A 14,267-nucleotide genomic window follows, 5' to 3' on the forward strand; every position below is an offset into this window, starting at 1 on the left:
CGCGCGGCCGGGCCCGGCGATGCCGCGACGACGGCGACCCCGCCGACATCGGCCTCGGCCCGGCCTCCGCCTCCGAGGGCGGCAACATGGTGGCGATCGCCTCCGACCGACCGCTCGACCTGCGAGCGGCCCAGGAGGCGCTGGACGCCCGGCGCACCGGCTGGAAGATCGCCACCGGCGACGACCTCGCCTCCTGGACCGGCGGCGCCCGGCCGCTCACCGACGACCACGCCCCCGTTGACCAGCTCCTCCAGCCCTCCGGATCGCAGACGGGCCGCTGACACGGCGCGCGGCCGGGCCCGGCGATGCCGCGACGACGACCGGAGAAACGGTTCGCGGTGGGCCGGTCGCCGTGCTGCCCTGATCAGCTGTGCCGCTCACGCTCCCGGGGCGGTGCCACCGACTCGCGGGCGACCACGGGCATCGGCAGCAGCACCTCGGCCGGTTCTGCCCTGCCCAGCAGGAGTTCGACCGCGCGGCGGCCCATGGCCTCGTGCGGCAGGGCGACGGTGGTGAGCCCCGGGCGGAGGTAGGCGGCGATCTCGTCGTTGTCGAAGGAGACGACGGAGACGTCCGCGGGGACGTTCAGCCCCAGCTCGGCGAGGGCCTGGTACGCACCGAAGGCGAGGCGGTCGTTGAGGCAGAGCAGCGCCCGGACGTCCGGGCGCCGGCGGAGCAGCGCCAGGGTCGTCTCGTAGCCGTGGTGCGGCTCCCAGTCCCAGATGGACTCCTCGGCCACGAACTCCAGGCCGTGCTCGGCCATGGCGCCCCGGATGCCCGCGACCCGCCGGGCGACGGTGCTGGACCGGAACACGCCCCGCTCGGCCTCGTCGCTCTGGCCGATCAGCGCGATGCCCTCCGCGTGCCCGGCCTCGACCAGGAGCCGGACGGCGGCGCGGCCCCCCGCCGCCTCGTCGGGGAGCACCGCCGTCGGGTGGCGGGCGTTGGTGGCGTTGAGCATGACGGCGTCGGTGCCCTCGGGCAGTTCCGGCACGAACAGCTCGCGTGCGCGCACGGTGGCGAAGATGATCCCGTCGACCTGCCGGTCGAGGAGTGCCGCTATCGCCTCCGTCTCGCGCCGGGTGTCCCCGCCGGTCTCCGTCACCAGCACCACGTGCCCGGCCTGCTGCGCGGCGTCCAGCGCGCCCTGGATGAGTCCGCCGGCGAAGCGCGTGGTGGCGACCACGTCGGAGACGAAGCCGATGGTGAGCGTCTTGTCGGTGCGCAGACCCCGGGCCGCGACATTGGGGCGGTAGCCCAGCTCGGCCGCCGCCGCGTGGACCCGCTCGTGGGCGTCCTTGGAGAGCCGGGTGTCGGGCCGGCCGTTGAGGATCATCGAGGCGGCGGTGGTGGACAGCCCCGCCCGGCGCGCCACGTCGACGAGGGTGACCCGTTTCCGCGGCATCGCGCTCCCTCCCGTCCCCGCTGCGGCCGTTGAGGACGAATGCGTCACGCCCCTTGACACGACGCCGTTGGCACCGTGAGCCTAACACGCAAGCTAAAACCTTTTAGCAGTGGAGCGACGCAAACTGGAGCGAACGGTTCCCGTGGTGGACGCCGCGGGGCGACCGTCTCCCGCCCCGCAACGGCCGGCCGGTCCGCGGACGCTCCCGGAAGGAGCCGAGATGGCAGACAGGGACGAACGGCGCCCACGCCGACGCAGCGGGCGGCGCGCCCCGGCCGCGATAGCAGCGGCCGTCACCACGGGGCTGGTCCTCGCGGCCTGCGCGCCGGGCGGGAACGGCGGCTCGCCGGACACGCCCGACGCCACCGACGTCAGCACCGAGCTGACCAAGGAGAAGGTCGAGCTCACCATTGCCGACGAGACCGGGTTCCCGCTCACGGACAAGCTGACCGAGGAGTACACCCGGCAGCACCCGAACATCACCTTCGACATCAACCGGGACACGTTCCAGAACCTCACGGCCAACGCCCCCCGGCTGCTGGCCAGCGACAACCCGCCGGACCTGATCCGGCTGCCCACCATGGGCGAGACGGTCAAGGACGGCCTGCTCGCCGATCTGGACCCGTACCACAAGGCGTACGGCTGGGACTCCTGGCCCGAGGCCCAGCTCGAACCGCTCCGGATGAACGAGGACGGGGTCCGCGGCTCCGGCCCGCTCTACCAGCTCGGCCTCGGCTACAGCGTCACCGGCATCTACATGAACACGAAGCTCGCCGGGGAACTCGGCATCGACGGCCCGCCCGGGACCCTCGCCGAACTGGAGGAGGACCTGGCGACCGCGAAGGCGGAGGGCGTGCTCCCCATCGTCGCCGGCGACAAGGACGGCGTGGTGAACTTCGTCGTCCAGGCGGCGATGAACCAGTACGCCGACAAGGACGAGTTCCTCTCCTGGATGTACAACGAGCCCGGCGCGCGCTACGACACCCCGGGCAACCGGAAGGGCGCGGAGCTGGTCCGCAAGTGGGCGGACGCCGGGTACTTCCCGAAGGACATCAACTCCCTCGACTACTTCGCCTTCGTCAGCCGCTTCTCCGAGGGCAAGGGCCTCTTCACCTTCAACGGCAACTGGGAGGCCGCCAACTACCAGAAGGCGCTCGGGGACGACGTGACCTTCTTCCTGGTGCCGCCGGAGAAGAAGGGCGGCAAGCACGTGGCCATGGGCGCCGCCAACTCCTTCTCCGTGGCCGCGAAGTCCCCGCACAAGAACGAGATCGTCCACTTCCTCAACTGGGTCCACAGCGACGAGAAGGCCCGCCAGATCGTCCTCGACGTCTCGGGGGCCTCGGCCGGCGGCGACCCGGACCTGCCCCAGCCGAAGGCGGAGGCCGGCTCGCTCGCCGAGGCGGCGCTGGAGATGTCCGCCCAGCTCGCCGAGGAGGGCGGACAGGTGGACTTCATGGCGAACACCACGGCCGGCATCTACTCCGGCTCGATCATTCCGGAGTCCCAGCTCCTGGTGACGAGCAAGCTCAGCGGCAAGGAGTTCGTCCGGCGCGTGCAGAAGTTCTACGAGAAGGAGGTCGGCAAGCGATGAGCACGGGCATCGCGCGCCCCGTCCCCCGCCCGGCCTCCGCGCCCGGGCGGGCGGGGCGCCCCGCACGGGGAGGGCCGCAGTGACCGGCGCCCCGGCCCTCCTGCACCGCTCCGGCCGGGCACGCTCCCCCAAGGGTCCCCGGCGCGGGGCGGCGCGCGGGTGGCTGCTGCTCCTCCCCGCCCTCGGCGCCTACGTCGGCTTCGTGGTCTGGCCCCTGATCGTGGGCGTGCAGTACTCGTTCTACGACTGGAACGGCGTCGGCACGGCGACCTGGGTCGGGCTCGGCAACTACGCCACCGTGTTCACGGACCCGGAACTGCTCGGCGCCATCGGCAACGCGTTCGTTCTGCTGGTCTTCTTCACGGTCATCCCCGTCGGAGCCGGGCTGGTGCTGGCGACCCTCATCCGCTCGCTGCGGTCCGGCGGCTTCGCGCGGGCGTCCCAGACGATCCTCTTCCTGCCGCAGGTCATCCCGCTGGCCGCGGCCGGTATCGCCTGGTCCTGGATGTACGCGCAGACCGGCGCCGTCAACGAGATCCTCCGGGCGGCCGGCCTGGGGTGGCTCGCCCGCCCCTGGCTGTCGGACTACGGCACCGCGCTGCCCGCGGTGGGGCTGATCGGCTCATGGGTACTGACCGGTCTGTGCACGGTGCTGCTGCTCACCGGGATCGGGAAGATCGACCGCTCGCTCTACGAGGCCGCCCGGATCGACGGTGCCGGCTGGTGGCGGGAGTTCTTCGCCATCACGCTGCCCGGTCTGCGCCAGGAGATCGCCGTTCTCGTCACGCTCAGCATGATCGCCGCGCTGAGCAGCTTCGACATCATCTACACCTCGACCCAGGGCGGCCCCGGACGCTCCACGCTCGTCCCGGCCATCTCGATCTACCGGATCGGGTTCACCCAGAGCGACGTGGGGCTCGCCTCGGCCTTCGGCATCGTGCTCATGATCCTCGTGGTGGCCTGTGTGCTGCCGGTCCAGCGACTCGCCCGGGCGGGTGACCGATGAACACCAGCCGCACCGAAACCCTGACCGGCCGCGTCCTCCTCGTCCTCGCCCTGGTGCTCACGCTGCTGCCGCTGCTCAACATGGTCTCGGCGGCGCTCCAGCCGGCGGACGTCAACCCGACCGGCCTCGCCTGGCCCACCGACCCGCAGTGGGGCAACTTCGCCGCCGCGTTCGAGACCGGGCACGTCGGCAAGCTCATGGGATCGAGCCTGCTGATCGTGGCCGGGGTCGTCCCCGCCGCCCTGCTGGCCGCCACGCTCGCCGGCTACGCCCTGGGCTCGCTGCGCGTCCGGGGCGGCGGCGCCGTGCTGATCTTCCTGGTGCTGGGGCTCGCCATCCCGTTCGAGTCCCTGATCATCCCGCTCTACTACCAGGCGCAGACGCTGGGGACGCTCAACACCCGGTGGGCGGTCATCCTGCCGCTGATCGGCCTGTTCATGCCGTTCGGCGTCTTCTGGATGCGCGCGCACTTCGTCAACGTGCCCCGCGAGCTGTCGGAGGCCGCCCGCGTCGACGGCGCGGGGCTGTGGCAGGAGTTCCGCCGGATCCAGCTGCCGCTGGCGCTGCCCGCGGTGTCCGCGCTGGCGATCCTCTACTTCCTGTGGACGTGGAACCAGTTCCTGCTGCCGGTGGTGCTGATCGACAACCCGCTCGACCGGACGGCGGCGGGAGCGCTGACCTTCTTCCAGGGCCAGTACTCGCTGAGCATCCCGCTGCTCAACGCGGGCGCGCTGATCGTCATCACACCGGTGATCATCGTGTTCCTGATCTTCCAGCGCCAGTTCGTCAAGGCGCTGCTCTCCGGCGCCGTCAAGAGCTGACTTCCGGGGCCCGTGCGGCCCCGCCCCCCGCGAACCACCGAAACGAGCACACGTGACCTTCGCCCTCGACGACCACTGGGTCTGGGACTTCTGGCTCGCCGACTCCGGCGGCCTCCACCACCTCTACTACCTGCACGCGCCCCGCTCCCTCGGCGACCAGCACCTCCGCCACCGCAACGCCGCCATCGGCCACGCGGTCTCCACGGACCTGCGCCACTGGGACGATCTCGGCCCGGTGCTCGGGCCGGGCGGCCCCGGGGACCACGACGAGACGGCCACCTGGACCGGCTCCGTCGTGCGGGGCCCGGACGGCCGCTGGCGCATGTTCTACACCGGCGCCCGCTTCCCGGTGTCCGGTTCCGCGGCGAACATCGAGACCATCGGCGTGGCCGTCTCAGCCGACCTCCGCACCTGGACCAAGGAGCCCGCGACGGTCGTCTCCGCCGACCCGCTCCACTACGAGACCTACGCGGACGGGACCTGGCGCGAGGAGACCTGGCGCGACCCGTGGGTCTTCCCCGACCCCTCCGGTGACGGCTGGCACATGCTGATCACCGCCCGCGCCGCGCACGGGGACCCGCTCGACCGGGGCGTCATCGGCCACGCCACCTCCCCGGACCTGGAGACCTGGTCCGTCCGGGAGCCGCTCAGCTCCCCCGGCGCGGGCTTCGCCCATCTGGAGGTCCCGCAGCTCGTCACCATCGAGGGCCGGCACGCGGTGCTCTTCTCCTGCGACACCGCGCACGTCGTGGGCGAGCGCCGCACCCGCGGGGAGCGCGGCGGCGTCTGGGCCGTCCCCGTCACCGACCCGACGGGCCCCGTGCCCGCCGGGGACGCGACCCTCCTCACCGGCGAGGAGCTCTACAGCGGGCGCGCCGTCCGCACCCACGACGGGCGATGGGTGCTGCTCGCCTTCGAGAACACCGGCCCGGACACCGATTTCACCGGCCGGATATCCGACCCCCTCCCGCTCGGCTGGTCCCCCGACGGGCATCTGTCCGTCGCACGCCTGCAGGAGGTCCGATGACCCCCGCGAGCCCCGCCAACCCGGCGATCCCCACCGTCCACGGCCGGACGGACCCCGGCTACGAGCCGGTGCGACGCGCCTTCGAGCGGGCCTTCGACGGCAACCCGCGCATGGGGGCGGCCCTGGCCGTCCGCCACCACGGCGAACTGGTGGTCGACCTCTGGGGAGGCTTCGCGGACCCCCGCACCGGCCGCCCGTGGGAACGGGACACCGCGAGCGTGATCTTCTCCTGCACGAAGGGGCTGATGTCCGTCCTCGCCGCGCGGCTCGTGGCGGAGGGCCGGCTCGACTACCGGGCGCCGGTCGCCACCTACTGGCCGGAGTTCGCGCAGGCCGGCAAGGGGGACATACGGGTGCGGGACATCCTCGCCCACCGCTCCGGGCTCTCCGCGCCCCGCCGCGCGCTCTCGCCGTCGGACGTCCTGGACTGGCACACCGTCACCGGCGCCCTGGCCGAGCAGCAGCCGCTGTGGGAGCCGGGCACCGGGTACGCCTACCACGCTCTCACCCACGGCTGGCTGATCGGCGAGGTCATCCGGCGGATCACCGGCCTGCCGGTGCGCGAGGCGTTCGCCCGGTTCCTGGCCGAACCGCTCGGCGCCGACGCCTGGGTCGGCCTGCCCGGGCACCTCGACGAGCGGGTGGCCCACCTCCACGCGGGGGCCGGCCTCGTCGGGCACGTGGCCCGGCAGGCGGCTGCCCGCGTGCCGGGCGATCCGGACTGGCCCGGCCGGGCGATGACGCTCGGCGGCGCCTTCCCACCCGAACTGGTCACCCCGGACGGCGGTTTCAACGACCCCGCCGTCCGCGCCGCCGAGATCCCCGGCGCCGGCGGGGTGGCGACCGCGCGGGCGCTGGCCACCCTCTGGTCGGCCACGGTCACCGCCACGGAGGGCGTCCGTCTCCTGGACGACACGACCCTGGAGAGCGCGCTCGCGGTCCAGACCGAGGGCGCTCCCGTGTTCGGCGTGCCGGGGCCGTGGCCGCGCTGGGCCATGGGCTTCCAACTCGACTCCGCGGCCCGCCGCTACCTCACCCCCGGCAGCTTCGGCCACGACGGAGCAGGCGGCCAGGTCGCCTTCGCGGACCCCGGCGCGGAGATCGGCTTCGCGTTCCTCACCAACCAGATGGAGGCGGACGAGGACCTCCGCGCCACCGCGGTGGTGGACGCCTTGCGCGAGACCGTGAGCGGCTGACCGGCACGGGCCGGCAGCCGACGGAGCCCTCTGGCCTGCGGTGAGCCGGGATCAGGAGAGGCAGCTCCGTTTCCGGCCGGGGCGGGTGCCCGCGGTCAAGAAGCCCCGAGCCCGCTCACTGCCGCACGTCACCGGACCCGAGGCGGTCCGCGTACCACGCGTACACATCGCCCACGCCCTCCCGCAGGCCGATCCGAGGGGCCCAGCCCAGTGCGGTGATGCGGGAGATGTCGAGGAGTTTGCGGGGGGTGCCGTCGGGCTGGTCGGCGTTCCACTCGATGCGCCCCCGGTAACCGATCACTTCGGCGACCATCTGTGCCAGTTCCCGGATGGACAGGTCGGTGCCGGTTCCCACGTTGACCGGTTCGTCCCCGTCGTAGTGCTCCAGGAGGTGCAGACACGCCCTGGCCAGGTCGTCGACGTGCAGGAACTCCCGGCGGGGAGTCCCGGAGCCCCAGTTCACCACGCGCCGCGCCCCCGTCTGCCGGGCCTCGTGGAAGCGCCGGATGAGTGACGGCAGCACATGGGAGTGCTCGGGGTGGAAGTTGTCCCCGGGCCCGTACAGATTGGTCGGCATGGCGGAGATCCACGGCAGACCGTGCTGCCGCCGGACCGCCTGCACCTGCAGGACACCGGCGATCTTGGCGATGGCGTAGGCGTCGTTGGTCGGCTCCAGAGGGCCCGTCAGCAGCGCCTCCTCCCGGATGGGCTGGTCGGCGAACTTGGGGTAGATGCAGCTGGAGCCCAGGAAGAGGAGCCGCTCGACCCCCTGCTCCAGGGCCGCGTCCAGCACATTGACCTGGATGCGCAGATTCTCGGAGAGGAACTCGGCGGGCCGGGTGGCGTTCGCCTTGATGCCGCCCACGCGCGCCGCGGCCAGGACCACCACGTCCGGGCGCGTCTCCGCGAACCAGTCGAAGACCGCCCCGCGCTCCCGCAGGTCCAGCTCCGCGGAGCCGGGCCCGACCACATCGGTGAACCCTTCCCGGAGCAGTTCCCTCCACACCGCCGAGCCGACCAGCCCCCGCCCTCCGGCCACGAACACCCGTGCGGAGCGGTCAAGGGGGCGCCACCTCGCACCCGGGGCGCTCTGCTCCGCGGCGACCGGGCGGGTGGCACCGGTATGTGTACAGGTGACCATGGGCATCGCTGTCCTCCTTCACCGGCGTGATGCCGAGTTCTCGACGAGGGCGGAAGGGCTGGGCCTCGCGTCTGCGAAGAGCATCCCCGTCCGGGTCCGGCGGACGTGTGAGGCGCGCACGGGCCGCGGAGCCGTCCGCGCCATCGCCGGGCCATGGCCTGCCGGTCGGGACGAGAGCCGTCCCCGGTGCGGGCCCCGGGGGAACTTACGCCGAGTGCGCCGAATGGAACCGGAGCCACGTCATGGCATACGCGACACACCACAATAATAAGGACAAAGAATAGGATTTCCGTATCCTGGCCGGGTGTCCTGAGGTGCTCGCGATCTGAGCCGCCGTCTGCCCACCCCGACAGCCCAGCAAGAGAAGGCCCCATGACAGTCAAGACCGCGCTCATCACCGGCATCACCGGCCAGGACGGCTCCTACCTCGCGGAGTTGCTGTTGCGGAAGGGATACGTGGTGCACGGAATCGTCCGCCGCGCCTCAACCTTCACCACGCAGCGCATCGACCACCTCTACCGGGATCCGCACGATCCGGAGGCCCGTCTCTTTCTGCACTACGGGGACCTCACCGACGGGACCCGGATCGCGGGTCTGCTGAAGCAGGTGCAACCGGACGAGGTGTACCACCTGGCCGCCCAGTCACATGTCCGCGTGTCGTTCGACGAACCGGAATACACAGGGGACTCCACGGGTCTGGGGACGACGCGGTTGCTGGAGGCCATCCGGACCACCGGCCTCCCCTGCCGCTTCTACCAGGCGTCCAGCTCGGAGATGTTCGGCGCCGCCCCACCGCCCCAGAACGAGGGGACCGCCTTCCATCCCCGCTCGCCCTACGGGGCGGCGAAGGTGTACGCGTACTGGGTCACCCGCAACTACCGGGAGGCCTACGGGATGTACGCGGTCAACGGCATCCTCTTCAACCACGAGTCGCCGCGCCGCGGCCCCACCTTCGTCACCCGCAAGGTCGCGACGGCCGCCGCGCGCATCAAAGCGGGCCTGGAGGACGTGGTCTACCTCGGCAATCTCGACGCCCGGCGCGACTGGGGCTACGCGGCCGAGTACGTCGAGGCGATGTGGCGGATGCTCCAGCAGGACGAACCCGACGACTATGTGGTCGCGACCGGTGTCAGCTACAGCGTGCGCGACTTCGTCGAGCAGTGCTTCGCCCACGTCGGCCTCGACTGGCGCGACCACGTGCGCTTCGACGAGCGCTATCTGCGCCCGACCGAGGTCGACCACCTGATCGGCGACGCCTCCAAGGCGGAGTCGCAACTCGGATGGCGAGCGACCGTCCGCGCACCCGAGCTGGCCCGCCTGATGGTCGACGCGGAGCTCGACGTCCTCCCGAACGGCCTCACGCCGGGAGACCAGGCCGCGCCGACCCCCGTTCCCGCCCCGGCCGCGCGGTGACCCGGTGCTCGCCGATCGCATCCCGCCCGGAGGCGCCCCGCCCGGCGTAGCCGTTCTGATGACCTGTCACAACCGCCGGGACAGGACGCTCGCGGCCCTCGCCTCGGTGCACGCCCAGACCGGCCTCCCGGCAGGCACCCGCTGTACGGTCCACCTCGTCGACGCCGGCAGCTCCGACGGCACGGCCGACGAGGTGCGCGCCGCCTTCCCCCGCACCGACGTGTTGACGGTCGGCACGGACGTCCACTGGGGCACCGGCACCGGGATCGCCGCCACCCGCGCCGATCCCGCCGCCCATGTGCTGTGGCTCAACGACGACGTGGTCCTCGCCCCGGGGGCCCTCGCCGCACTGCTGCGCACCGCGGCACCCCTGGACCGCCCGGCCGTGGCCGTCGGCGCCATGCGCTCCGGCGACGGAACCCGCACCACCTACAGCGGTTACCGCCTCGTCCGGCCCCGGCTCCGCCCCCCGGTTCTGGAACGGGTCGAGCCGGACGACCGGCACGCGAAGCCGTGCGACACCTGCAACGGCAACGCGGTCCTGGTCACCGCCCCCGCCCGGCGGGTGCTGGGCGACCTCGACCCCGCCTTCCCGCACCGCATGGGGGACCACGACTACGGGCTCCGTGCCCGCAGCGCCGGTATCCCGCTGCTGCTCGCACCGGGCCACGTCGGCATCTGCGACGACAACTCTGGTGCGGTGCGGGGGACTTCGGCCGAACCCGGGCTCGACGCGCGCACCGCGCTGCGGAGGCTGGCCTCGGTGCGGGAGCAGCCGCCCGCGCCGTGGTGGCGGTACTGCCGCCGTCATCTCGGCCCCTGGGCCCCGCTGGTCTTCTGCTCCCCGTACGTGAAGACCGTCCTGAGAGCCGGCGTGCGCCTGCCGGGAGCCGTACCGCGGCACCGGCAGTCGTCCCTCCGCGCCGAACCCTGACCGGTCGGGCACGCGGCCGGGCCGGACGGCCGACCGCACCGCCCGGCCGGGTTCACCCCCAGCGCGTTCCCCCATCCCAGAACGGATCACGGTGCAACTCCTACCCGCTGACCCGCAGGCCCTGCTGGTGCTCCTCGCGGCGCCCCCGCTCGTGGGGCTGCTGCTGTGGGTCTTCGCCCGGCACTGCGGAATCGCGATCGGGCTGCTGCTGGCCGTGCCCGTGTGGTCCGTCGCCGTCGACGGGCAGACGGCCAGTCTGGACCTCGGCGTCCGCCTGTATCCGGCGGACGTCCTGACCGCATGCGCCCTGTGCGTCGCCGCGGCCCGTCTGCCGCGTCGCGACCTGTGGGCCCGTTCGGGACTGCTGCCCGTCCTGGTGTTGGTCGCGCTGGCCGGCTGGTCGACCCTGCGGGGAGTCGCCGCCTTCGGTATCGAGGCCGCGGGCAACGACGCCCGGGTCTACTTCTGGCACTTCCTCGCCTTCGCCCTGTACGTGGCCACCCTCCCCCTGAACGCCCCGCTGAGCAGGATCGTCCGCCGGGCCTGGCTGGCCTCCGCGGCGGCGTACGTGCTGCTCAGTCTGGCCGGCTGGCTGGGCCGAGGACTGCACTCGCTGACCACGCACGTGGCGGTGGACGGGGTGACGGTAGACCCGAGGCCCGTGCCCGCCGGCGCGGCGCTGGTGATCGCGCAGGGCGCGATGCTGCTCCTGTGCCACCCGGCGCGCGGCCGCTCAGGGCCCGCTTCGTCGGAACCCGGCACGCGGAAGGCCGCACGGCGGGGTGTGCTCGCGGTGCCGGCGGCCTTCCTCCTCCTCGTGCTCGTGGCCCTGCTGCAGCACCGCACGGTGTGGGCGGGGGCCGCGGCCATGGCGCTCGGCTGGTGGGCGCTGCGTCCCGCCCGCGCCGGTCAGCGCATGACCTCCGCGATCGCTGGGGCAGTGGTGCTCTCCTTCGCGGCACTGCTGTACTCCATCGGCGCGTTCGGCTCGATCGGCGCGTCGCTCGCGGACTCCTTCAACGAGACCCAGGGCACCCGCAGTTCGTTCGTGTGGCGTGTGCTCGGCTGGCAGGAACTGCTGAACGCGGCGCGTACACCGATGCAGTGGTTCCTGGGATCCCCGTTCGGATCCGGTTACGCGCGCTCCATCGAGGGAGGGCTCGTCACGGTCTCCCCGCACGACTACTACCTGCACCTCGTGCTGCGCCTGGGCCTGGTCGGACTGGTCGCGCTGCTCGCCCTGTACGTGGTGGTGTGGCGTCGGCTCGGCCGCGGAGGGGAGGGGAACCTGGCCCTGCGGCTGGTGATCATCGGCCAGTTGGTGCTCTTCGTCGCCTACTCGGCGCCGCCGGAGCAGGCGGTGCTCCTCGGATGGTGCCTGTGGCAGGCACGCGCCTCGGAGGCGGACGCAGCCCGCCGGCCGTCCCCCGTCGGCGCCGGCATGCCTGTGCCTCCGCCGGGGCACCTTCCCGCTCCCGCGACCGGCGTGCCCGGACCGTCGGCTGTCCCGGGCGGCGACGCGGTGGGCGCCGCGCACGCCCCTGCCGGGGCGCGGTGGCCCGGCGGACACGGACGACCCGGCGTGTGAACACCGCGATCCGCACGCAACGGCGTCACGCGGCCTGCGTCGGGCCGTTCCCGTCCGGGGTTTCGCGTACGGGGCGAGAATGCCGGAGCCGCCCCGGGCATCGTGTTGTTCCACGCTCCGGAAAGCCGCGGAGGGTAGATCTGACCTTCACGGACGGATTGACGAGACGGACGTGTCGGCGTCGTCGACTGCGGAGCGAGGAGAACACCGGTGGAGTGGACACGCACTGCGGGAACCATCGCTCAGCGAATCGCGGGATGGGCCACCCTTGCTGTTTCGAGGGTGACAGTGGCCCCGAAAGTGACGGCGATCGGCCGTCCGATCGTGTGTCTGGCCGAGGGGTCCAGTATCGAAATCGGCTCCGGTACCACGCTGATCTCGCGGGCACCGAACACTCCCCTCGGAGTGGCCCGTCCGGTCATCCTGCGCACTCTGCGACCTGGCGCCCGCATGGTGATCGGGGAGAACGCCGGACTGAGCGGAGCGACGATTTGCGCATCGATTTCCGTGACGATCGGAAATCGCGTTCTGATGGGTGCCGACGTGCTCATCGCGGATACGGACTTCCATCCGGTCGACATGGTTCCCCGTCGATTCGAGCCCGAGTCCCGGGCCGCAGCCGCCCCGGTCGTGATCGGTGACGACGTGTTCCTGGGCGCGCGCAGCATCATCCTCAAGGGCGTCGAGATCGGTGCCGGGACCGTTGTCGGCGCAGGCACCGTCGTCACGTCCTCGCTCCCCCCCGGTGTGGTGGCCGGGGGAGTCCCGTGCCGCGTTCTGCGACCCGTGGCGCCGGCCTCGCACGATGGGAGCGGGAGACCCGCACACGGGACTCGGGCCTTCTGAGACCCCGAACGCCAAGGCGGCCCGCTGGAGGACGGGCTGGTGCAGCCCCGGGAACAGGGCTCCGGGTGTCCGTATGTCCCGGTGCACGGATCACCGCAGCAGGCGGACGTTCACGACACGGACTTCCTCCGTTGATCCGGCCGGTATTTCCGCGTTGTGGAGAATTCCCCGGGGTGGCGTTTGCGGACCGAGTCATGACGAGGGCGTGTCAGTTCAGAGCCGAAAGAGCGCTGGGATAGCCTGTGGATTCGGCGCGGCTGCATCCGTGCATGCCGATATCCGTTTCCTTTCGGGCGTGCCGGCGTCGTATCCCATCCGCCCGGCGCAATGTGCAGCAAGTTTGAGGAGAGGCGTCATGCCACATCCCGGATTCTTCGTCCATCGTCTGCCCGTGGGGCCGGTCATGCCCGAGCGGGACGCGCTCCTGCTCGAACTCTGCGCCGGGCGCCGGGTGCTGCACATCGGCTGTGCCGACTCACCGCTGACCGAGGAGAGACTGGAGGACGGATCGATCCTCCACGCCAGGCTGCTCAAGACCGCCTCCGCGGTGCTTGGGGCGGACATCGACGCCGAGGGCATCGAACTCCTGTGGAACCGGCTGGGCGGGGAGTACACCGTGATGGACGTCTCCGACCCGGCCGACAGGTCCGTCGCCGCCGCGTTCAAGCCCGACATCGTCCTGGCCGGCGACGTCATCGAGCACGTACGGGACGCCGCCTCGTTCCTCCGGGGCATCGCGGACCTGATGCGGGAGGCGGGCAACGGGGCCGAGTTGATCCTCTCGACTCCCAACGGCCTCGCGTTCAAGGGAATGGTCAACACCATGAGGGGGTGGGAGAGCATTCACCCGGACCACGTGTACGTGTTCACCCCCGCTTCCCTGGCCCGCCTGGTCTCGGACTGCGGACTGCATCCGAGCCGGTGGCTCTTCTACCACGTTCTCGGGTCGGGAAAGCGTGTCCGGGAGCGCTTTCTGCGGGCCGCCTCCCACGCCGCCGTCAGACTGCGCCCGGCGTTCTCCGAGGGCCTCGTCCTCGTCTGCAAGGCACCCTCGCTCTGACCTCCCGAAGCCGGTCACGGTACGGCCGTTCCCCTTCGTGCGGCATGAGGTGGTTCCTGCGTGAAACCCGCTGACGCCGACCACGCCCCCTCGGTCGGGGCCCGGTCCGCCCTCCACTGGCTGGGGTGGAACTGGTCCGGCTCCGCCGTGCTCCTGGTGCTCCAGCTCGCGTACACCATGTACACCGGGCGGACGGTGACGCCCGGCGCGTTCGGCGCGTACGCCATCGCCCTCAC

The 14,267-nt window shown here is 72.1% G+C and carries 12 protein-coding genes and 1 pseudogene; 11 read left to right on the forward strand and 2 right to left on the reverse strand.

From position 1 onward, the window contains the following. Window positions 1-74 precede the first annotated feature (74 nt). Window positions 75-281, forward strand: a pseudogene (locus E4N63_RS14600) (spermidine synthase); the annotation flags it as partial. Window positions 282-364: 83 nt separating this feature from the next. Here the strand turns inward: E4N63_RS14600 and E4N63_RS14605 are convergent. Beyond that, complete coding sequence (locus tag E4N63_RS14605) at window positions 365-1,405, reverse strand: LacI family DNA-binding transcriptional regulator (protein ID WP_230240872.1); 1,041 nt, start codon at window positions 1,403-1,405, stop codon at window positions 365-367. Between the two features lie 220 nt (window positions 1,406-1,625). On the opposite strand from E4N63_RS14605, the gene E4N63_RS14610 reads away from it, so the two are divergent. The 5 genes from E4N63_RS14610 (at window position 1,626) to E4N63_RS14630 (ending at window position 7,049) form a co-directional block, all read left to right on the forward strand. Beyond that, entirely contained in the window at window positions 1,626-2,999 is a 1,374-nt protein-coding gene (locus E4N63_RS14610) for an ABC transporter substrate-binding protein (protein WP_125622006.1), read from the forward strand. A gap of 79 nt (window positions 3,000-3,078) precedes the next feature. After that, complete coding sequence (locus tag E4N63_RS14615) at window positions 3,079-4,005, forward strand: carbohydrate ABC transporter permease (protein ID WP_228429385.1); 927 nt, start codon at window positions 3,079-3,081, stop codon at window positions 4,003-4,005. Further along, window positions 4,002-4,826, forward strand: coding sequence for a carbohydrate ABC transporter permease (locus E4N63_RS14620; protein ID WP_125622004.1), 825 nt, complete (start codon window positions 4,002-4,004; stop codon window positions 4,824-4,826). Before E4N63_RS14615 ends, E4N63_RS14620 begins: the two co-directional genes overlap by 4 nt. Window positions 4,827-4,878: 52 nt before the next feature. Continuing rightward, a complete protein-coding gene (locus tag E4N63_RS14625; RefSeq protein WP_230240873.1) occupies window positions 4,879-5,853 on the forward strand; it encodes a glycoside hydrolase family 68 protein in 975 nt (324 codons plus the stop codon). Then, the gene (locus E4N63_RS14630) at window positions 5,850-7,049 is read left to right on the forward strand and encodes a serine hydrolase (protein ID WP_230240874.1); all 1,200 of its coding nucleotides are present in this window, start codon (window positions 5,850-5,852) and stop codon (window positions 7,047-7,049) included. The genes E4N63_RS14625 and E4N63_RS14630 overlap by 4 nt, the downstream gene beginning before the upstream one ends. 115 nt (window positions 7,050-7,164) lie before the next feature. On the opposite strand, the gene E4N63_RS14635 is transcribed toward E4N63_RS14630, so the two are convergent. After that, window positions 7,165-8,190 carry a GDP-L-fucose synthase family protein gene (locus tag E4N63_RS14635; RefSeq protein ID WP_374112870.1) on the reverse strand — a complete coding sequence of 342 codons (1,026 nt, stop codon included), beginning with the start codon at window positions 8,188-8,190 and terminating at the stop codon, window positions 7,165-7,167. Between the two features lie 372 nt (window positions 8,191-8,562). Here E4N63_RS14635 and gmd point away from each other — a divergent pair, with 372 nt between their 5' ends. The 5 genes from gmd (at window position 8,563) to E4N63_RS14660 (ending at window position 14,031) form a co-directional block, all read left to right on the forward strand. Beyond that, window positions 8,563-9,603 (forward strand): GDP-mannose 4,6-dehydratase, encoded by a 1,041-nt coding sequence (gmd, locus tag E4N63_RS14640; protein WP_230240876.1) that lies wholly within the window; start codon window positions 8,563-8,565, stop codon window positions 9,601-9,603. Between the two features lie 4 nt (window positions 9,604-9,607). Next, window positions 9,608-10,537 (forward strand): glycosyltransferase, encoded by a 930-nt coding sequence (locus tag E4N63_RS14645; RefSeq protein ID WP_308188693.1) that lies wholly within the window; start codon window positions 9,608-9,610, stop codon window positions 10,535-10,537. Between the two features lie 91 nt (window positions 10,538-10,628). After that, a complete protein-coding gene (locus E4N63_RS31120) occupies window positions 10,629-12,125 on the forward strand; it encodes an O-antigen ligase family protein (RefSeq protein ID WP_230240878.1) in 1,497 nt (498 codons plus the stop codon). 300 nt (window positions 12,126-12,425) lie between these two features. Beyond that, window positions 12,426-12,971, forward strand: coding sequence for a DapH/DapD/GlmU-related protein (locus E4N63_RS31125; protein ID WP_125621992.1), 546 nt, complete (start codon window positions 12,426-12,428; stop codon window positions 12,969-12,971). Window positions 12,972-13,326: 355 nt separating this feature from the next. Continuing rightward, the gene (locus E4N63_RS14660) at window positions 13,327-14,031 is read left to right on the forward strand and encodes a bifunctional 2-polyprenyl-6-hydroxyphenol methylase/3-demethylubiquinol 3-O-methyltransferase UbiG (RefSeq protein WP_185831076.1); all 705 of its coding nucleotides are present in this window, start codon (window positions 13,327-13,329) and stop codon (window positions 14,029-14,031) included. Window positions 14,032-14,267: the final 236 nt, after the last annotated feature.

This window comes from Streptomyces sp. MNU89, assembly GCF_020982505.1.
In the GTDB taxonomy this organism is placed as follows: Bacteria; Actinomycetota; Actinomycetes; order Streptomycetales; family Streptomycetaceae; genus Streptomyces; species Streptomyces xinghaiensis.